14 protein-coding genes and 1 pseudogene are annotated in these 20,815 nt (G+C 62.9%); 6 read left to right on the forward strand and 9 right to left on the reverse strand.

Features of this window, described 5'->3' with window-relative positions:
• Positions 1-81: 81 nt before the first annotated feature.
• Positions 82-1,059, forward strand: a complete 978-nt coding sequence (locus LU684_RS14155; protein ID WP_016488176.1) for a LysR family transcriptional regulator — start codon at positions 82-84, stop codon at positions 1,057-1,059.
• A gap of 19 nt (positions 1,060-1,078) precedes the next feature.
• On the opposite strand, the gene LU684_RS14160 is transcribed toward LU684_RS14155, so the two are convergent.
• A complete protein-coding gene (locus tag LU684_RS14160) occupies positions 1,079-1,594 on the reverse strand; it encodes a DUF4880 domain-containing protein (protein ID WP_016488175.1) in 516 nt (171 codons plus the stop codon).
• A 436-nt stretch (positions 1,595-2,030) separates the two neighbouring features.
• Positions 2,031-2,342: a DUF6124 family protein gene (locus LU684_RS14165; RefSeq protein WP_016488174.1), complete on the reverse strand. Its 312-nt coding sequence runs from the start codon at positions 2,340-2,342 to the stop codon at positions 2,031-2,033.
• Between the two features lie 130 nt (positions 2,343-2,472).
• On the opposite strand from LU684_RS14165, the gene LU684_RS14170 reads away from it, so the two are divergent.
• Entirely contained in the window at positions 2,473-3,126 is a 654-nt protein-coding gene (locus LU684_RS14170) for a LexA family protein (protein WP_016488173.1), read from the forward strand.
• 216 nt (positions 3,127-3,342) lie between these two features.
• Here LU684_RS14170 and LU684_RS14175 read toward each other — a convergent pair whose 3' ends face one another.
• Genes LU684_RS14175 through LU684_RS14190 form a run of 4 tightly spaced genes read right to left on the reverse strand, consistent with a single transcriptional unit; the run spans position 3,343 to position 8,901 of the window.
• A complete protein-coding gene (locus LU684_RS14175; protein ID WP_232894749.1) occupies positions 3,343-5,295 on the reverse strand; it encodes an acetyl/propionyl/methylcrotonyl-CoA carboxylase subunit alpha in 1,953 nt (650 codons plus the stop codon).
• Positions 5,292-6,107, reverse strand: coding sequence for a gamma-carboxygeranoyl-CoA hydratase (locus tag LU684_RS14180; protein ID WP_016488171.1), 816 nt, complete (start codon positions 6,105-6,107; stop codon positions 5,292-5,294). The genes LU684_RS14175 and LU684_RS14180 overlap by 4 nt, the downstream gene beginning before the upstream one ends.
• A gap of 3 nt (positions 6,108-6,110) precedes the next feature.
• A complete protein-coding gene (locus LU684_RS14185; protein WP_016488170.1) occupies positions 6,111-7,718 on the reverse strand; it encodes a carboxyl transferase domain-containing protein in 1,608 nt (535 codons plus the stop codon).
• A 19-nt stretch (positions 7,719-7,737) separates the two neighbouring features.
• A complete protein-coding gene (locus LU684_RS14190; RefSeq protein WP_095115639.1) occupies positions 7,738-8,901 on the reverse strand; it encodes an isovaleryl-CoA dehydrogenase in 1,164 nt (387 codons plus the stop codon).
• A gap of 239 nt (positions 8,902-9,140) precedes the next feature.
• On the opposite strand from LU684_RS14190, the gene LU684_RS14195 reads away from it, so the two are divergent.
• Entirely contained in the window at positions 9,141-10,823 is a 1,683-nt protein-coding gene (locus LU684_RS14195) for an AMP-binding protein (protein WP_016488168.1), read from the forward strand.
• Positions 10,824-10,901: 78 nt separating this feature from the next.
• Here LU684_RS14195 and LU684_RS14200 read toward each other — a convergent pair whose 3' ends face one another.
• Positions 10,902-11,063 (reverse strand): hypothetical protein, encoded by a 162-nt coding sequence (locus LU684_RS14200; RefSeq protein ID WP_016488167.1) that lies wholly within the window; start codon positions 11,061-11,063, stop codon positions 10,902-10,904.
• Between the two features lie 140 nt (positions 11,064-11,203).
• On the opposite strand from LU684_RS14200, the gene LU684_RS14205 reads away from it, so the two are divergent.
• From LU684_RS14205 to glgB, 3 genes are all read left to right on the forward strand, one after another.
• A complete protein-coding gene (locus LU684_RS14205) occupies positions 11,204-13,222 on the forward strand; it encodes an alpha-1,4-glucan--maltose-1-phosphate maltosyltransferase (RefSeq protein WP_232894750.1) in 2,019 nt (672 codons plus the stop codon).
• Between the two features lie 161 nt (positions 13,223-13,383).
• Positions 13,384-16,701 carry a maltose alpha-D-glucosyltransferase gene (treS, locus tag LU684_RS14210; protein ID WP_016488165.1) on the forward strand — a complete coding sequence of 1,106 codons (3,318 nt, stop codon included), beginning with the start codon at positions 13,384-13,386 and terminating at the stop codon, positions 16,699-16,701.
• A complete protein-coding gene (glgB, locus tag LU684_RS14215; protein WP_016488164.1) occupies positions 16,702-18,912 on the forward strand; it encodes a 1,4-alpha-glucan branching protein GlgB in 2,211 nt (736 codons plus the stop codon). It begins immediately after the preceding gene.
• A 116-nt stretch (positions 18,913-19,028) separates the two neighbouring features.
• Here the strand turns inward: glgB and LU684_RS14220 are convergent, their stop codons facing one another.
• Complete coding sequence (locus tag LU684_RS14220; RefSeq protein ID WP_016488163.1) at positions 19,029-20,105, reverse strand: autotransporter domain-containing protein; 1,077 nt, start codon at positions 20,103-20,105, stop codon at positions 19,029-19,031.
• 348 nt (positions 20,106-20,453) lie between these two features.
• Positions 20,454-20,789 (reverse strand): annotated as a pseudogene (locus LU684_RS14225) (endonuclease/exonuclease/phosphatase family protein); the annotation flags it as partial.
• Positions 20,790-20,815 lie beyond the last annotated feature (26 nt).

Below are 20,815 nucleotides of genomic sequence, written 5' to 3' on the forward strand. Positions count from 1 at the left end.
GGTGCGTTGCCAGATATTGGGCCAAGTCCTATGCTAGGAAAAGCTTCTAATTCGAATACTCCAGTATAAGATCAACAAATAATGATGCCGACGACAACGCCCTTCACCAGGGACCCCGAAGCCAAGCGTTTCCTCAACGATCGCCTCGACTGGAACCTGTTGCGAACATTTCTGGTGATCGGCCAGGAGGGCAGTATCAGCCGCGCTGCGGCACGGCTGCACTTGAGCCAGCCGGCGGTAAGCCAGGCGCTGAGACGTCTTGAGGAGCAGTTGGGCAGTGCCTTGGTGGTACGCCGCGGGCCACGCATCAACCTGTCGCAGGCGGGGGAGGAGGTAATGCAGATCGCTGCCGAGCTATACGGCACGGTCTCGCGGCTGGGGCCTGCGCTGGACCGCCCTGCCGAAACAGTGACGGGCAAGATCCGCCTGCTGAGCATCAGCCGTATCCAGTCCCGCGTGTATGATGAGTTTCTTGCACAATTCCACAGTGACTACCCCCAGGTGGAGGTGGAGATCGATGTGCTGCGTAGTTCGGATGTGGCCAGTGGCTTGTTGCAGAAGACCGCCTCGTTCGGCCTGAGCCTGTGCCGCACGCCCCAGCCCCGGCTTGAACAACGGGTGCTGTTAGAACAACGCTACGCGTTTTTCTGTGGCAAGCGCCATCGCTTGTTCGGTCGCAAGAACCTCACCCTGGCGGATCTGCAGGGCGAGAACTTTGTGAGCTTCACCAGTGACCAGATGGGCGGCAACCTGTCGCCGCTGACGGTGTTTCGTGATCAGCAGGGGTTTACCGGGCGTATTGTTGCATCGTCACCGAGCCTGGATGAAATTCTGCGGCTGGTGGGGGCCGGTTACGGCATCGGCTGCCTGCCGGAGCACATCGTCGCGGCGGATGTCCAGGCCAATGAGCTGTGGCGACTGCCGCCGTGGGACGGGGTGATCGATGTGAACGTGTACCTGCTGTGGAACCGGGAACAGAAGTTTACCCAAGCCGAGTCGATCTTTCTGGAGCGCTTCCAGCAGATGCTCATGACCACAGACCCGGCCGAGCGCTTTTGACCGACGTACGGGTGCGTAATCAGGCCCAGAGACCAAACACTACCAACGCCGCCACGCCAAGCCCGACCGCAATCGAGCACCCACCCAGCGACAGCGCCGCCCGGCCTTGCCGGTACCAGCCGTCATGGCCCAGTTGCCGTGCCGGGGCCAACAGGCTGCGCCAGCGCAGTTCGGTTTCGTGAAACGCTTGCAGGTTTGCCGTATCCGCATCCAGCCAGCGACGAAAGTCGATCCGTTCGCAAGCGGTCACCTGTGGGCTTTGCAAGCGCACATACCATTGCCCGGCAACACTCGACAGCACATCACGGCGTGAGCGCCCGGCCTGCAGCGCCTGGTCCATGTTTTGCTCGATGCTCGCCAGGGGCAAGTCGAGGCGGGCAGCGATGCTGGCAAAGTCCAGTTGGTCGAGGCGGTTGAGCAGGAACACTTGCTGCACACGCCGTGGCAGCCGCTTGAGCGCATGCAGCAAGGCGCGATCGGGATCGTGTTCGGTAACAGGCGTTGGGTGCTCAAGGGGCAGTAACAGACGGGTCATGGACAGCTCCTTGCATGAAAGGGGGAGGGGTGGGGGCATCTTCCTTGATGCGGGACCAGCGTAGGCGAAACGAGATTGATTCTCAAGTGCTGATTCCGCAAAGTTTTGTAATGAGCGTTCACGCCCTGAAACACCTTTGCTATCATGCGCGCCATTACGATCTTCATTAGCCTGAAGAGCCAAAAAAAAGACCCGGCAAAAAGCCGGGTCAAAAACCGTGATTAGCCTGATGAGGAGATAATCTGAGAGCGACCTAAGCTCCAGGTTATCCAGCTGGTCTCGCGATCAGCTGAGTGCAATAATAATCGTTATCATTTGCCAGTCAAATGATTTTTATCCATTTCGGTAAAAAAGTTTTACCGATGCGCTTCCTTGTCCCGGCAATCGGGGCATTTGCCGTTCCAGGCCATCACCTTCTCTCCCTTTCTTTTTTACTTCAGAATTCCGGATCTGCGGCGCGATTGTGCTCCAGCAGGGCGCGGGCCATGTCCATCATGTGCATCAACGCGTAGGTCAGTTCGCGCTGGCTGCCATGCTGGTGGCTGGCAGTTTCCTGCGCGGTGGCGGCGGCGCAGCGCAGCAGGGCGATGGCATGTTCCTGGGCCTGGTCGCTCGTGACGCTCTCGTGCAGGGTCCAGATCTTGTTGTCCAGGGTAGGGCGCTGTGGCTTGGGATTGAGGTAGTAGTCGAGGGCGCGGCGGGCGGCTTCGCTGTCGAGATCTGTTTCGTCGTTTTTCGGTGGTTTCATCGCGATACCTTGTGATTTCCCTTTAAACACAATGGAATCAGAGGATAGGTCAATCTGTACTGATTATGATCAAATAAATAATTCAGATTGTGTATTGCTGCGAATAATACAGTCCGTATTGTTTCCGCTCATGGAAAACTGGAACGCATTTCTCAAGCGCTACAAGCGCGAACACAACCTCAGCCAGCTGAAGCTGGCCGAACGGCTGGGCATGACTCAGGGTGGCGTGGGTCATTGGCTACGTGGCACGCGGCGGCCGACGCTGGAAACCATAAACGAAAAGCTCGAGAAACTTGGCCTGGTGTTTCTGGAAGCACAAGTCATGGTGGTAGAGCGTGACATCTTGCGCGAAGCCCCTGGGCGCTATGCGGTCGAGCCCCCGGTATCAGCCCAAGCGCTGCTTTATGCAAGCTTCCGCTTCCCGGTTCTGACCTGGGCTGACTTGCAGGGGCCTTTGCCTGAAGCGGGCAAATGCCACGAACAGACGGATTACATGCCCGCAGGCAATGCGTTCTGGCTAGTGGTGGAAAACGACTCGATGAATGCAGCCAGTGGCAAGAGCGTGCCTGAGGGCATGCGAGTGCTGGTGGACACGGGCCTGCAGGCAGAGCCCGGCAGGTTGGTGATTGCGCGGCAGCCGGGGCGGCCTGCAGTGTTGCGGCAGTTGGTCGAGGAGGGTGGCGACAAGATGCTCAAACCGTTGAATACGCGCTATCCGACAATCCTGTGTGAAGAGGGCTGCGAGTTCCTGGGGGTGGTCGTGCGGGTGCATGGGGCCTTCTAGATAGCCGGCGCTGCTGCGCAGCCCATCGCCAAGCGGGGCTCCCACAAGTACGGTGCCGATCTCAAGCATTGCGCTGGCCCTGTGGGAGCGGGTTCACCCGCGAAGAATCCAACGCGGTTTATGGCACCGGCTTTGCCGGTGTTCGCGGGCATGCCCGCTCCCACAGTGATCGCGCAAACTTTCGCCGTCCGAGCTAGGCGGTGGACCCCGCTTACCTCACTCAGCCAGCTCGACCAGCACCGTCCCTTCGCTGACCATATCCCCTTCCTGGCAGAACAACGCCTTCACCGTCCCGCCATGCGGCGCACGAATGCTGTGTTCCATCTTCATGGCCTCCAGCACCACCAGTGCCGTACCGGCTTCAACTACCTGTCCCGGCTCGACGAGCACCCGCACGATGCTGCCGTTCATGGGCGCACCCAGGCCGCCTTGATGGCCATGGCTGGCCTCGGCTTCGGCAATCGGGTCGAAGGCCTGAATGGCGTGCATCTCGCCATCCCAGTGCAGGTACAGCGTGCCGTCGCGGCGAATCGCCAAATGCTGGCGGCGCACACCTGCCTCATCGTGCACCAGTTGCTCGCCCACTAACTCCCAGGTGGACGCAGCGCTGCGTTCCAGTGCAACCGCCTGGTCCTGCCCGCCGCTCACCAGGTGCAGGCTGCTGCGTGCCGGCAGGCCCAGGCGCAGGCCGTTGTGCGCACCCCATGGCGAACTGCGGTCGTCATCGCGCTGATGCCCGGGCTGGCTTTGCAGCCAGGCTTCGGCTGCCGCCTCCCAGAAGCCCGCCGGCAGCGCACCTGGCGCTGGCAGCAGCACGTCCTGGTGGCGTGGAATGAATCCGGTGTCCAGCTCTGTCGCCGCAAACGCAGGGTGGGCCAAAATGCGGCGCAGGAAGGCAATGTTGGTCTTCAACCCGCCAATCGCAAACTCGTCTAGCATGGCCAGCAAGCGCAGGCGTGCCTGTTCGCGGTTTTCACCCCAGGCAATCAGCTTGCCCAGCATCGGGTCATAGAACGGCGACACCACGTCGCCTTCGCTGACCCCGCTGTCCACCCGCCGACCTTCGCCAGGCGCCGATTCCCGGTACAGCGCCAGTTTGCCGGTAGCCGGCAGGAACTCGTTGGCCGGGTCCTCGGCGTACAACCGCACTTCGATGGCATGGCCGATCAACGGCACCTGCTCCTGGGTGATCGGCAGGGGCTCGCCGCAGGCCACGCGGATCTGCCAGGCCACCAGGTCCAGGCCGGTAATGGCCTCGGTGACCGGGTGTTCCACCTGCAGGCGGGTGTTCATCTCCATGAAGAAGAACTCGCCACGGGCATCCAGCAGGAACTCCACGGTGCCGGCACCCACGTAACCGATCGCCTGAGCCGCACGCACCGCTGCTTCGCCCATGGCCCGGCGCAGTTCGGGAGACAGACCAGGGGCAGGGGCCTCTTCTACCACTTTCTGGTGGCGGCGCTGAATGGAGCAGTCGCGTTCGTTGAGGTACAGGCAGTTGCCGTGCTGGTCGGCAAACACCTGAATTTCCACATGGCGCGGCTTGAGCACGTATTTTTCCACCAGCATGCGCGCATCGCCGAACGACGACTGCGCTTCACGCTGGGCCGAGGCCAGGGCATCGGCCAGTTGGCTTTCTTCCTCAACCACTTTCATGCCCTTGCCGCCGCCGCCGGCGCTGGCCTTGAGCAGCACCGGGTAGCCGATGCGTTCGGCGGCGGCGCGGAAGGTGTCCAGGTCCTGGGCTTCGCCGTGGTAGCCCGGCACCAGCGGTACACCTGCGGCTTCCATCAGCGCTTTGGCCGCCGACTTGCTGCCCATGGCGTCGATGGCGCTGGCCGGTGGGCCGAGAAAGATCAGCCCGGCCTGTTCAATTGCCCGGGCGAAGCCTGCGTTCTCGGAAAGGAAACCATAGCCCGGGTGAATGGCCTGGGCACCGCTGGCCTTGGCAGCGGCCAGCAGCTTGTCGACCAGCAGGTAGCTTTCGGCGGCCTTGGTACCGCCCAGGTCAACGCGGATATCCGCTTCGCGGCTGTGCCGGGCGTCGCGGTCGGTTGCGCTGTGCACGGCGACAGTGGTCAGGCCCATGGCCTTGGCGGTGCGCATGATGCGGCAGGCGATTTCGCCACGGTTGGCGACCAGCAGGGTGGTCAAAGCGGGGCGGCTCATGGGCGCGGTTCCTTCTTGTCATCGGTTTGCCAGGCGGGGCGGCGTTTTTCCAGGAAAGCGCGCAGGCCCTCCTGGCCTTCGGCGCTGACGCGGATGCGGGCAATGGTGTTTTCGCAGTAGCGACGCAGGGCTGGGCTGAGTTCGCCGTCGTCCACTTCGCGCAGCAAGTCCTTGGTGGCGCGCAAGGCTTGCGGGCTGTTCTGCAGCAGGTTGTTCACCCACGCTTCGACCTGGGCGTCCAGCTCACTGGCCGGATACACCTCGGCCAGCAGCCCCAGCTCGCGGGCCCGTACGCCACTGAAACGCTCGGCGGTAAGGGCGTAGCGGCGCGCGGCACGCTCGCCAATGGCCTTGACCACAAACGGGCTGATGACTGCCGGGGCCAAGCCGATGCGAACTTCCGACAGGCACAATTGGGCATCTTCGGCGCCGATGGCCATGTCGCAGCAGCTGATCAGGCCCAGCGCGCCGCCAAAGGCGGCACCTTGCACCACGGCAAGGGTAGGGGCCTTGAGGCGGTGCAGGGCGTACATCAGTTCGCCCAGTTCGTGGGCGTCATCCAGGTTGGTGTTGAAGTCCAGCTGCGCCGACTGCTGCATCCAGGCCAGGTCGGCACCGGCGCTGAAGTGCCGGCCACGGCCGCGCAGCAGCACAAAGCGCAGGCTTGCGTCTTCGGCCAGTCGGTCGATGGCGACGATCAGCTCGCGGATCATCTGCGCGTTGAAGGCGTTGTTCTTGTCCTCGCGGCTCAGCCACAGGGTGGCGAAGCCGCGTGGGTCGCGGGTTACTTCAAGGGTGCTGAAATCGCTCATGGGTCACATCCGGAAAATGCCGAAGCGGCTCTGTTCGATCGGAGCGTTCAGTGCGGCAGACAATGCCAGGCCGAGCACATCGCGCGTTTGTGCCGGGTCGATAACGCCGTCGTCCCACAGGCGGGCGCTGGAGTAGTAGGGGTGGCCCTGGTGCTCGTACTGGTCGAGGATCGGTTGCTTGAGCCTGGCTTCGTCTTCGGCACTGAAGGGCTGGCCGCTGCGCTCGCTTTGCTCGCGCTTGACCTGCGCCAGCACGCCAGCGGCCTGTTCGGCGCCCATCACGCCAATGCGCGCGTTGGGCCACATCCACAAAAAGCGCGGGTCATAGGCGCGGCCGCACATGCCGTAGTTACCGGCGCCAAAGCTGCCGCCGATGATCACCGTGAACTTCGGCACCTGGGCGCAGGCCACGGCGGTGACCAGCTTGGCACCGTGCTTGGCGATGCCGCCTTCTTCGTACTTTTTGCCGACCATGAAGCCGGTGATGTTCTGCAGGAACAGCAGCGGAATACCACGCTGGCAGGCCAGCTCGATGAAGTGCGCGCCTTTTTGCGCAGCTTCGGCGAACAGGATGCCGTTATTGGCCAGGATCGCCACCGGGTAGCCCTGCAGGTGGGCGAAGCCGCACACCAGGGTGGTGCCGAACAGCGCCTTGAACTCATCGAACACCGAGCCATCGACCAGCCGCGCGATGACCTCGTGCACGTCGAACGGTTGCTTGGCATCCGCCGGGACCACGCCATACAACTCGTCGGCGGCATACAGGGGGGCCACCGGGGCCAGGCGCTGCAGCTTGCCCAGCTTGTGCCAGTTGAGGTTGGCCACGCTGCGCCGGGCGATGGCCAGGGCGTGTTCGTCATTGTCGGCATAATGGTCGGCGACGCCGCTGATGCGGCAATGCACATCGGCGCCGCCCAGGTCCTCGGCGCTGACCACTTCACCGGTCGCGGCCTTTACCAACGGTGGGCCCGCCAGGAAAATGGTCGCCTGCTGGCGCACCATGATCGCTTCGTCGGCCATGGCGGGTACGTAGGCGCCGCCAGCCGTGCACGAGCCCATCACCACGGCAATCTGCGGGATGCCCTGCGCGCTCATGGTTGCCTGGTTGAAAAAGATCCGCCCGAAATGCTCGCGGTCGGGGAACACTTCATCCTGGCGCGGCAGGTTGGCACCGCCCGAGTCCACCAGATAGATGCACGGCAGGCGGTTCTGCTGGGCGATGGTTTGCGCACGCAGGTGCTTCTTCACTGTCAGCGGGTAGTAGGAACCGCCTTTGACCGTGGCATCGTTGGCCACGATCATGCATTCGACGCCTTCGACCCGGCCAATACCGGCGATCACGCCGGCGGCGGGCACGTCTTCGCCGTATACCTGGTGGGCAGCCAACTGGCCGATTTCGAGAAACGGCGAGCCCGGGTCCAGCAGCCGGTCGATGCGCTCGCGCGGCAGCAGCTTGCCCCGTGAGGTGTGCCGCTCCTGGGCTTTGGGCCCGCCGCCCTGGGCCACCTGGGCGAGCAGGCCACGCAGGGCCTGAACCTGTTCGAGCATGGCCGCGCTGTTGCCGGCGAATTCCGCCGAACGCGGGTTGATCTGGGTGTGCAAGGTAGCCATGTGCGCCCGTCCTTTATGCTCAGCGGGTTTCGTTGAACAGCTCGCGGCCAATCAGCATCCGGCGGATTTCGCTGGTGCCGGCACCGATTTCGTACAGCTTGGCATCGCGCAGCAGGCGGCCCGCCGGGAATTCATTGATATAGCCGTTGCCACCGAGAATCTGGATCGCCTCCAGGGCCATCTGCGTGGCGCGTTCGGCGGTGTACAAGATGACCCCGGCGGCGTCCTTGCGCGTGGTTTCGCCACGGTCGCAGGCTTGGGCAACGGCATACAGGTAGGCGCGGCTGGCGTTCAGTTGGGTGTACATGTCAGCGATCTTGCCCTGGATCAGCTGGAATTCGCCGATGCTCTGGCCGAACTGCTTGCGGTCGTGAATGTAGGGCACCACCAGGTCCATGCAGCTTTGCATGATGCCGGTCGGGCCACCGGACAGCACGACGCGCTCGTAATCCAGGCCGCTCATCAGCACGCGCACGCCGCCGTTGAGCTGGCCAAGGATGTTTTCTGCCGGCACGTGCACGTCATCGAAGAACAGCTCGCAGGTGTTGGACCCGCGCATGCCCAGCTTGTCGAATTTGTTGCTGCGGCTGAAACCTTTCCAGTCCCGTTCGACGATGAACGCGGTAATGCCGTGGGCGCCCTTGTCCAGGTCGGTCTTGGCGTAGATCACGTAGGTGTTGGCGTCGGGGCCGTTGGTGATCCAGGTCTTGCTGCCGTTGAGCACGTAGTGATCGCCGCGCTTTTCGGCGCGCAGCTTCATCGAGACTACGTCGGAGCCGGCGTTCGGCTCGCTCATGGCCAGCGCACCGATGTGCTCGCCGCTGATCAGCTTGGGCAGGTACTTGAGCTTCTGCTCATGGGTGCCGTTGCGGTTGATCTGGTTGACGCACAGGTTGGAGTGGGCGCCGTACGACAGTGCCACCGAGGCCGAGGCACGGCTGATTTCTTCCATCGACACTACATGGGCCAGGTAGCCCAGGCCGGCGCCGCCGTACTCTTCCGACACCGTGATGCCCAGCAGGCCCATGTCGCCAAACTTGCGCCACATATCGGCGGGGAACAGGTTGTCATGGTCGATTTGCGCAGCGCGTGGGGCCAGTTCGGCGGCGACGAAGGTGCGCACCTGGTCGCGGAGCATGTCGATGGTTTCGCCCAGGGCGAAGTTCAGGGAGGGGTAATGCATGCTGGGGCACCTTCTTGTTCTTGAAATTGGGTTACATCGGCGCTTATGGACTCACCGCCCGCTCCCACAAGGGTCGACGTCAAGCCATAGGTCAGATGTCGTTCATCACCTTTACGTTAACGTAAACCTGCCTGGTGTGACTGTCAATCTACTCATCACCTTTACGTAAACGTAAATCTGCGCCAGAGTATTCCCGCTTGCTTCAGTCGTGCCCAGAACAACCACAAGAAGGGACACCCATGAGTCAACCGAGCTATACCCGCGGTCGCCAGGACCAACCCTTGCTGACCCAGACCATCGGCCAGGCCTTCGATGCCACGGTGGCTCGCTGTGCCGATGGCGAGGCGCTGGTGTCGCGCCACCAGGGCTTGCGCTACAGCTGGCGGCAGTTGGCCGAACAGGTCGAAGTGCATGCCCGTGCGCTGATGGCCCTGGGCGTGAACACCGGCGACCGTGTCGGCATCTGGTCGCCCAACTGCGCCCAGTGGTGCATTCTGCAGTTGGCCAGTGCCAAGGTCGGCGCCATCCTGGTCAACATCAACCCGGCCTATCGCGTGGGCGAACTGGACTATGTGTTGCGTCAGTCCGGCTGCCGCTGGCTGGTGTGCGCCGATGCCTTCAAGGCGTCTGATTATCACGCCATGGTCCAGGAGCTGGTGCCAGAATTGGCCAGTACCACGCCCGGTGAACTGGCCAGTCCGCGCCTGCCTGAGTTGCGCGGCGTGATCAGCCTGGCCGCCAACCCGCCTGCCGGCTTCCTGCCTTGGCACGCATTGGCCGAGCGGGCAGGGCAGACATCGACCGATGCCTGTACTGCCCGCCAGCAAAGCCTGCAATTCGACCAGCCGGTGAATATCCAGTACACCTCCGGCACCACCGGTGCGCCCAAAGGCGCCACGCTCAGCCACTACAACATCCTCAACAACGGCTTCATGGTCGGCGAGAGCCTGGGCCTGACGGCCTGCGATCGCATGGTAATCCCGGTGCCGCTTTACCACTGCTTCGGCATGGTCATGGCCAACCTCGGCTGCATCACCCACGGCAGCACCATGATCTACCCCAACGACGCCTTCGACGCCGAGCTCACCCTGCGCGCCGTGGCCGAGGAGCGTGCCAGCATCCTGTACGGCGTGCCGACCATGTTCATCGCGATGCTCGATCACCCCTCGCGTGCGCAGATGGACCTGTCAAGCCTGCGCAGCGGCATCATGGCCGGTGCCACCTGCCCGATCGAGGTGATGCGTAGGGTCATCGACCAGATGCACATGGCAGAAGTGCAGATCGCCTACGGCATGACCGAAACCAGCCCGGTGTCGCTGCAGACCGGCCCGGACGATGACCTGGAGCTGCGCGTGACCACCGTCGGCCGTACCCAGCCGCAGCTGGAAAACAAGCTGGTAGCCGCCGATGGCTGCATCGTCGCGCGCGGTGAGATCGGCGAGTTGTGCACCCGCGGCTACAGTGTGATGCTTGGTTACTGGGACAACCCCCAAGCCACGGCGGACGCCATCGACCCGGCCGGGTGGATGCACTCGGGCGACCTGGCGGTGATGGATGAGCACGGTTATGTGCGTATCGTCGGGCGCAACAAGGACATGATCATTCGCGGCGGCGAGAATATTTACCCGCGTGAGCTGGAGGAGTTCTTCTACACCCACCCGGCAGTGGCTGATGCGCAGGTGATCGGCATTCCGTGCAGCCGCTATGGCGAGGAGATTGTGGCCTGGATCAAGCTGCATCCCGGGCACCACGCCACGGTCGAGGAACTGCAGGGTTGGTGCAAGGGACGCATCGCACATTTCAAAGTGCCGCGGCATATCCGCTTTGTTGACGAATACCCGATGACGGTGACGGGCAAGGTGCAAAAATTCCGCATGCGGGAGATCAGCGTGGCGGAGATCTCGGCGCTATCTGCAGGTTGATGCGTTGGCTTGGCTGGCCTCTCGGCAGATTTACCCGCCCACAGACCAGCCAATGCTGCATAAAAACCTTGTCTATCCTTAAGCCTTCACCGGTGGCTCCTGGCTCGGCGGGTCGCCCACCGTCGGCGGCATGGTTGGCTTGATCGGCAGCTCGTCCGGCTCTTTTTCCGGCACGGGCGGTGGCAAGCTGGGGTCGTCAATGTTGGGATCGGGGGTTTCCGGTGGAATGGGAATGTTCATGGCCTGACCTCGCGTGGGTGGAATGAAGAGGTGCTGCAGGCTCTGACCGCTGGTAGCTGCCGTTCGCTCAATTTTTTTGAACCCCACGCCTGTGCCCGGCTCTGAACCCTTACCGCCACCAGCCTGAGGGAGCAAGGTCGATGTCACGTAACGAGCCCTTTGAAAGCGTGCCCATGGCGAACGATCACCCCGAACAGGCCATCAGCCTGTCCCAGGCGCTGTTGGCGCCGCGTGTCGTGATCGAAGACACCCAACCGGTGCTCGACGCCGGCACCTTTGCCGCCAAGGCCATCAGCGGCCAGCCTGTGGCGGTCAGCACCAAGGTGTACAGCGACGGCCACGACCGCCTGGCCGTGATGCTCAACTGGCGTCAGGCCAACAGCCGCCGCTGGCATTGCGTGCCCATGCACTCGCCGGGCAACGACCTGTGGCTGGCAGAATTCACCCCCACCGAGCTTGGCCCACACCTGTTCAGCATCGAGGCCTGGGTCGACCCGTTCGCCACTTATAGCCACGATCTGGAGAAAAAGTACAACGCCGGCGTCGAGGTACAGCTCGAACTGGAAGAGGGCCGCTTGATGCTGGGCAAAGGCATCGAACTGTGCAGCGGCGCCGTGCGTGAGGAGCTCGAAGCGGTGCAGCAGCGCCTCGCGGAGCTGGATAGCGACGGGCAGGTGGCGCTGTTCCTGGGCCCTGATGTTGCACACCTGATGAGCGAAGCCGGGCACCGCAGCTACCTGGCCCGCAGCTGTGAATTCCCCATTGATGTCGACCGCCCGGCTGCGCAGTTCGCCAGTTGGTACGAGCTGTTCCCCCGCTCGATCACTGACGACCCACAGCGCCACGGCACCTTCAACGACGTGCACCAACGCCTGCCAATGATCCGTGACATGGGCTTCGACGTGCTGTACTTCCCGCCCATCCACCCCATCGGCATGCAGCACCGCAAGGGCCGCAACAACGCCCTCAAGGCCGAGCCCGGCGACCCTGGCAGCCCGTATGCGATTGGCAGTGCCGAAGGCGGCCATGACGCCATCCATCCGCAACTGGGCACCCGCGAAGACTTCCGTCGACTGGTGGCTGCCGCTGCCGAGCATGGCCTGGAAATCGCGCTGGATTTCGCCATTCAGTGCTCGCAGGACCACCCATGGCTCAAAGAGCACCCCGGCTGGTTCAGCTGGCGCCCCGACGGCACCATTCGCTACGCCGAGAACCCGCCGAAAAAGTACCAGGACATCGTCAACGTCGATTTCTACGCCCCGGACGCCGTCCCTTCGCTGTGGCTGGCGCTGCGCGACGTGGTGGTCGGCTGGGTAGAGGAGGGCGTGAAAACCTTCCGCGTCGACAACCCGCACACTAAACCACTGCCATTCTGGCAATGGCTGATTGCCAATGTGCGCAGCCAGCACCCCGACGTCATCTTCCTTGCCGAAGCGTTCACCCGGCCGGCGATGATGGCGCGCCTGGGTAAGGTTGGCTACGCGCAAAGCTATACCTACTTCACTTGGCGCAACCACAAGCAGGAACTGCGCGAGTATTTCGAGCAGCTAAACCAGCCGCCATGGAGCCAGTGCTACCGGCCGAACTTTTTCGTCAATACGCCGGATATCAACCCGTTCTTCCTGCACACGTCTGGTCGCGCCGGCTTCCTTATCCGCGCCGCGCTGGCAACCATGGGCTCGGGCCTGTGGGGCATGTACTCAGGCTTCGAACTGTGCGAAAGCGCGCCTTTGCCGGGCAAGGAGGAGTACCTGGATTCGGAGAAATACCAGATCCGCCCGCGCGATTTCACCCAGCCTGGCAACATCATTGCCGAGATCGCCCAGCTCAACCGTATTCGCCGGCAGAACCGCGCCTTGCAAACGCACCTGGGCGTGGCGTTTTTCAACTGCTGGAACGACAACATCCTGTATTTCGCCAAGCGTACGCCTGAGCGCGACAACTACATCCTGGTGGCTATCTGCCTCGACCCGCACAACGCCCAAGAGGCGCATTTCGAGCTGCCGCTTTGGGAGCTAGGCCTGGATGACGACGCCGACACCCAGGGCGAAGACCTGATGAACGGCCACCGCTGGACCTGGCATGGCAAGACCCAATGGATGCGTATCGAGCCCTGGCATCAGCCTTTCGGGATCTGGCGTATCGAAAAAGCCCGGTAGAGCAAGGCACACATCTCCTTGTGGGAGCGGGCGTGCCCGCGAGCACCGGCGCTGCGGGTGCCAAACACCGCGGTGTCTGGTTCGCGGTCATACCCGCTCTTACGGGGATGGGGTCAAGTCAGTTGCTGGCAGAGCAACCCGGAAAATGAAAGGAGTCACCCATGGCCAAGCGTTCACGCCCGGCAGCCTTCATCGATGACCCGCTGTGGTACAAGGACGCCGTCATCTACCAGTTGCACATCAAGTCGTTCTTCGACTCGAACAACGACGGCATCGGCGATTTTGCAGGCCTGATCAGCAAGCTGGACTACATCGCCGAGCTGGGCGTCAATACCCTGTGGCTGCTGCCGTTCTACCCTTCGCCGCGGCGCGACGACGGCTATGACATCGCCGAATACAAGGCCGTGCACCCCGACTACGGCAGCATGGCCGATGCCCGGCGCTTTATCAGCGAGGCACACAAGCGCGGCTTGCGGGTAATTACCGAACTGGTGATCAACCACACCAGCGATCAGCACCCCTGGTTCCAGCGTGCCCGCCACGCCAAGCGCGGTAGCAAGACGCGCGACTTCTACGTGTGGTCGGACGACGACCAGAAATACGACGGCACGCGGATCATCTTCCTCGATACCGAAAAGTCCAACTGGACCTGGGATCCGGTCGCCGGCCAGTATTTCTGGCACCGCTTCTACTCGCACCAGCCAGACCTCAACTTCGACAACCCGCTGGTGCTCAAGGCGGTGATCGGGGTGATGCGCTTCTGGCTGGACCTGGGTGTCGATGGCTTGCGCCTGGATGCCATCCCTTACCTGATCGAACGCGACGGCACCAACAACGAGAACCTCGCCGAAACCCACGCTGTGCTCAAGGCAATCCGCGCTGAAATCGACGCCAATTACCCCGACCGCATGTTGCTTGCCGAGGCCAACCAGTGGCCGGAAGATACCCGGCCTTACTTTGGCGAAGGTGATGGTGACGAGTGCCACATGGCCTTCCATTTTCCGCTGATGCCGCGCATGTACATGGCCCTGGCCATGGAAGACCGTTTCCCGATCACCGACATCCTGCGCCAGACGCCGGAGATCCCGGCCAACTGCCAATGGGCAATTTTTCTGCGCAACCACGATGAGTTGACCCTGGAAATGGTCACCGACCGCGAGCGCGACTACCTGTGGAACTACTACGCCGAAGACCGCCGCGCGCGCATCAACCTGGGCATTCGGCGGCGCCTGGCGCCGCTGCTGCAGCGTGACCGTCGGCGTATAGAGCTGCTCACCAGCCTGTTGCTGTCGATGCCGGGCACGCCAACCCTGTACTACGGTGACGAGCTGGGCATGGGCGACAACATCTACCTCGGTGACCGCGACGGCGTGCGTACGCCCATGCAGTGGTCGCCCGACCGCAACGGTGGTTTCTCCCGCGCCGACCCGCAGCGCCTGGTGCTGCCACCGATCATGGACCCGCTGTACGGCTACCAGACGGTAAACGTCGAGGCCCAGAGCCATGACCCGCACTCGCTGCTGAACTGGACCCGGCGCATGCTGGCCGTGCGCAAGCAGCAGAAGGCCTTTGGCCGCGGCAGCCTGCGAACCCTTACCCCCAGCAACCGGCGCATTCTTGCGTACATCCGCGAGTACACCGATGCCGATGGCAACACCGAGGTCATCCTGTGCGTGGCCAACGTGTCCCGCGCCGCCCAGGCTGCCGAACTGGAATTGTCACAATACGCCGACAAAGTACCGGTGGAGATGCTCGGCGGCAGCGCCTTCCCGCCCATTGGGCAACTGCCGTTCCTGTTGACGCTGCCACCCTATGCCTTTTACTGGTTCCTGCTGGCCTCCCACGACCGCATGCCCAGTTGGCACATCCAGGCCACCGAGGGGTTACCCGAATTGACTACACTGGTATTGCGCAAGCGCATGGAAGAACTGCTGGAAGCACCCGCCCGCGAAACCCTGCAAACCACCATCCTGCCGCAATACCTGCCCAAGCGGCGCTGGTTCGCCGGCAAGGAAGGGCCCATCGACCAGGTGCGCCTGTGCTACGGCGTGCGCTTCGCTACCGCCACCACGCCCGTACTGCTCAGCGAAATCGAAGTGCTTGGCGGGGGGACGGCCAACCACTACCAGCTGCCGTTTGGCCTGCTGCCCGAAGACCAGATCAACACAGCGCTGCCGCAGCAGCTGGCCTTGTCGCGGGTGCGCCGTGCCCATCAGGTTGGCCTGATTACCGATGCCTTCGTGCTCGAACCGTTTATCCGCGCGGTGCTGCACGCCTGCCAGAATGGCCTGCGCCTGCCCTGTGGCAGCGGCGCGGGCGAACTGCGTTTCGAGTGCACCGACCTGCTGGCGGCCCTTGGGTTGAACGATGAAAGTGCAGTGCGCTACCTCAGCGCCGAGCAGTCCAACAGCTCGGTGGTGATCGGTGACAGCGTGGTGCTCAAGCTGATCCGCCGGGTCAACCCGGGCATTCACCCAGAACTGGAAATGAGTGCCTACCTGACCGCCGCCGGCTTTGCCAATATCTCGCCATTGCTTGCCTGGGTCAGCCGGGTGGACGAGCAGAATGCCCCCCACCTGCTGATGATCGCCCAGGGCTACCTGAGCAACCAGGGCGATGCATGGGCCTGGACCCAGAACACCCTGGAGCGGGCCATCCGCGACCAGATGGCGCCGGCTGGCGGCGATGCCGAGGTACACACCGATGCGTTGGAGGAACTCACCGGCTTTGCCGCCTTGTTCGGCCAACGCCTGGGCGAGATGCACCTGTTGCTGGCCGCGCCGACCGATGATGAGGCCTTCCGCCCACGCCCCAGCGATGCTGACGACAGCCAGCGCTGGGGTGCGCAGATCAGCGCCGAACTGACCCACGCCCTCGACCTGTTGGCCCAGCACCGTGACGCTCTCGACAGCGACAGCCAGGCCCTGATCGACGACCTGCAGCAACAGCGCGATGGCCTGGCCCAGCACATCGCTAGCCTGGCGGACCAGGCTGAGGGCGGCCTGCTGATGCGGGTGCACGGCGACCTGCACCTGGGCCAGGTTCTGGTGGTGCAGGGTGACGCCTACCTGATCGATTTCGAGGGTGAACCGTCACGTCCACTGCAAGAGCGCCGGGCAAAACACAGCCCGTACAAGGATGTCAGCGGCGTGTTGCGTTCCTTCGACTATGCTGCTGCGATGATCCTGCGCAGCGCGTCTGCGGTCGACCTTTCCGGCCCAGCGCAGCAGGCGCGTCAGCGGGTCGCCCGGCAGTACCTGCACCAGTCGCGCCACGCCTTCGTCGAAGCCTACGGCCTGGCCACCGCCGCCATGCCCCATGCCTGGAAAATGGCCGACGGCGAGCGCGCGGCACTGGAATTGTTCTGCCTGGAAAAGGCCGCCTACGAGATCACATATGAAGCCGAAAACCGTCCGACCTGGCTGGCCGTGCCTTTGCATGGCCTGCATGGACTGATCAGTACCTGGGGAGAGTCATAGATGAATGCAACCACGCGTGAAAACGGCGGCCTTCGGCAACGGGACCTGGATGCCCTGGCCCGCGCCGAACACGCCGATCCTTTTGCAGTACTCGGCCCCCATGGCGATGGCAAGGGCGGTGTGTTTATCCGCGCCTTCCTGCCCAATGCCCTGAATGCACGGGTGCTGGCGCGCGATGATGGGCGCGTGCTGGCTGAAATGGTGCAAGGTGCAGTTCCGGGATTGTTCACGGCGCACCTGGATGATGCGCAGGCCTATCTGCTGCACATCGGCTGGGCCGGCGGCGAGCAAATCACCGAAGACCCTTACAGCTTTGGCCCGCAATTGGGCGACATGGACTTGCACCTGTTCGCCGAGGGCAACCACCGCGACTTGTCCGGGCGCTTTGGTGCCCAGCCGATCCAGGTCGATGGCATCGATGGCGTGTGTTTCTCGGTGTGGGCGCCGAATGCCCGGCGGGTATCGGTGGTGGGTGATTTCAACAACTGGGACGGCCGCCGCCACCCCATGCGCCTGCGCCACGGCGCGGGGGTGTGGGAGCTGTTCGTGCCGCGCCTGGGCGTGGGCGAAACCTACAAGTTCGAGGTGCTGGGCAAGGACGGGATACTGCCACTCAAAGCAGACCCGCTGGCCCGCGCTACCGAATTGCCGCCCAGCACCGCGTCCAAGGTGGCCGGTGAGCTCAGCCATGCGTGGCAGGACCACGACTGGATGGCACAACGCGCCCAGCGCCATGGTTACAATGCCCCCCTGTCGATTTACGAACTGCACCCGGGGTCATGGCGCTGCGAGCTGGACGAGGCAGGCGAAGTCGGGCGCTACTACAACTGGCGCGAGCTGGCCGAGCGGCTGGTGCCCTACGTGCAGGAGCTGGGCTTTACTCATATCGAGTTGCTACCGATCATGGAGCACCCGTTTGGCGGCTCGTGGGGCTATCAGCCACTGTCGATGTTCGCGCCCACCTCGCGCTACGGCAGTGCCGAGGACTTTGCCGCGTTCATCGATGCCTGCCACCAAGGCGGCATAGGCGTGCTCCTGGACTGGGTGCCGGCGCATTTCCCCACCGACGAACACGGCCTGGCCCGCTTCGACGGCACCGCGCTGTACGAATACGACAACCCCCTGGAGGGCTACCACCAGGACTGGAACACGCTGATCTACAACCTGGGCCGCAACGAAGTGCGCGGCTTCATGATGGCCTCGGCGCTGCACTGGTTGAAGCACTTCCACATTGACGGCCTGCGGGTCGATGCGGTGGCCTCGATGCTGTACCGCGACTACTCGCGCAAGGCTGGCGAATGGGTGCCTAACCGCTACGGCGGGCGCGAGAACCTGGAGGCTATCGACTTCATTCGCCACCTCAACGGCGTGGCTGCCGTCGAGGCCCCTGGTGCACTGATCATTGCCGAAGAATCCACCGCCTGGCCCGGCGTCAGTCAGCCGACCCAGCAGGGCGGCCTGGGCTTTGCCTACAAGTGGAACATGGGCTGGATGCACGACACCCTGCATTACATCCAGAACGACCCGGTGCATCGCGCCCACCACCACAACGAGATGAGTTTCGGGCTGATCTATGCCTATTCCGAGCATTTCATCCTGCCCATCTCCCATGACGAAGTGGTGCATGGCAAGCACTCGCTGATCGACAAGATGCCCGGCGACCGCTGGCAGAAATTTGCCAACTTGCGTGCCTACCTCACCTTCATGTGGGCGCACCCTGGCAAGAAGTTGCTGTTCATGGGTTGCGAGTTCGGCCAGTGGCGTGAGTGGGACCATGACAGCGAACTGGACTGGTACCTGTTGCAGTACCCCGAGCACCAAGGTGTGCAACGCCTGGTGGGCGACCTCAATCGCCTGTACCGTGAGGTGCCGGCGCTGCATGAGCAGGATTGCCAGCCGCAGGGCTTCCAGTGGCTGATCGGTGACGACGCGCAAAACAGCGTGTACGCCTGGTTGCGCTGGAGCAGCAGTGGCGAGCCGGTGCTGGTGGTGGCCAACTTCACCCCGGTGCCGCGTGAGGGCTACCGCATTGGCGTGCCGTTTGGCGAGCGCTGGCAGGAGCTGCTGAACAGCGATGCCGAGCTGTATGCAGGGTCCAACGTGGGCAACTTGGGCGCTGTAACCAGTGAGGCAGTGGCCAGCCATGGGCAGCCATTGTCGCTGGCCCTTAATTTGCCGCCGCTTGGCGTGTTGATAATGAAACCGGCCTGACGTTTTGCCTGCACTGGCCTCTTCGCGGGCATGCCCGCTCCCACAGGGATTGCACAATGTTCGTTCCTGTGCTGTCGCTGTGGGAGCGGGCGTGCCCGCGAAAGGGCCGGGCCTGGCTACCAGCGCATCCGCACCCCAAGGCTGCCAATCAGCCCGTTCAGGTCATTGTCATCCACATCACTGCTGTAATCGGCGCTGACAAACAGGGCCACAGAAGGCGTGACACGCGCCACCAGCCCCAAGCCCAGCTCTACCGTGGTCGAGTAGCGCGAGCTGGAGATCTTGTCGACCTGGTCCAGCTTCACTTCATCGGCATTGCTGAAGTCGTACCACACGTTCGTCCGCACATAGGGTTCGATGGGCATGCCGCGCACTTCGTAGCGCCCGGACAATTTTGCACCCACCCGGCCGCTCCAGCTCGGCTGGCTGTCGAAGGCTTGCAGGGTTTCTTCCTGCACCTGGTTGCCGGGGAAGAACTGCTGGTTGATCAACTGTGCCTGGGGTTCGATTACCCAGTTGCCACTCAGGCGGATCGGGTAGCCGCCTTCCACCGAAAAGGTCATCGCATGGCCGCTTTCGTCAAGGCGTTGGCCGTTTTCGCCCCGGCCCAGCACATCGATCCGCGAACCCATGGCCACGGCATCCAGGTGCCAGCCCTGTTCATGGGTCATGCTCCAGTACACGCCCAGGCTTTCCCCGCTCAGGTTCACCGCATTGCGCTGCTTGTCGCCCAGCAGTGGGCGTATGCCGTTGAAGCTGCTCTGCAGGTTGTTGTGCCCTACGAAAACCCCTGCACGGTGCACATTGCCCGCTGCAGTTTCACGCACGAACAGGTCCGGGCCGATCACCAGTTGCTGGCTGGGTGCCTCCAGCTGGTCTGGGGGTTGTGTACCCATGCGGGCGTTGGTCGGGAAAAACTGCGCCCACTGGCTGGCGATCATGTCCGGCGCCGCCTGCCCGTGCCGCGCGCTCATCGTTTGCGAAAACGCATTCAGGGTACCGATACTCAAACCACTGGCGCTGGCCGGGTCTAGCGACAGCTGCGGCATCGCTGGCTGTTGCAGAAAACCGGGCGAGGTGGGGTCACCCTGCAGTTCGTACGCGAAAGTTTCCACCGGGGTTGCCAGAAGCAGCGACGTGGAAACCGCGTAGAAAATGCTGTCGAAACGCACGGGGTTCGAGGTGCTTTTCATGGCGGATCTCCTTTGTTTTTGTGGTTTTACAGCCCAAGGACCTGGCCTGTTGTCACGAGCTGTACGGCAAAAACAGTGGGCGACCCAAACCAGCACGCCAGCCTTCTGAAGCGCGCACGAAGGCGCGAGCTAGAGGCCCGGCGCGAGATCTTTACTGCTAGATAATGTTCAGCTAAGGAGAGGACGCCGCTTGCGTCAAGAAAGCGTGAAAGATCTGTTCAGGTTGTGTAACTCACCTTAAGCACCTGATTTCCCGAGATAATCACCAGGGCATAGCGGGGTTCGTTATTTCCCCCTGCGTGGCTATGACGAATGATTGCTAGAGCCTGACCTGCACCGCCAATGGCAGGTGAGCAGCGCATTGCCGTGGTGGCCGTCGGGATACACCGCGTTGCGGCCGTAGTCAAAGTCGCTCCACGTGTTGGCGGCAAGGAATTCGTACTGCGAGGTCTGCGGCCAGCCGGGATAGCGCGCGGCGTGGCGGTCGTGGCTACCAACTACTTCCTGGAGGAAGACGATGTCGCCCTGGGTGCTGCGTACCGCCTCGCGCAGTTTCGGCAAAATGAAGCGCCGGTTGAAGGCGGTGAAGCCCTTGTGGGTTTTCACCGTCAGTACCCGCAGCCGCTTCACGGCCGGGGCCTGGTTGACGCTGGCAAAACCTGTGCTGCCGGCTTCGGGGTTCACAATTCCTCCTCGATCGCAGGTGCCTG

The sequence above is a fragment of the Pseudomonas sp. NMI542_15 genome (genome assembly GCF_021283425.1).
Taxonomy (GTDB): Bacteria; Pseudomonadota; Gammaproteobacteria; order Pseudomonadales; family Pseudomonadaceae; genus Aquipseudomonas; species Aquipseudomonas fortuita.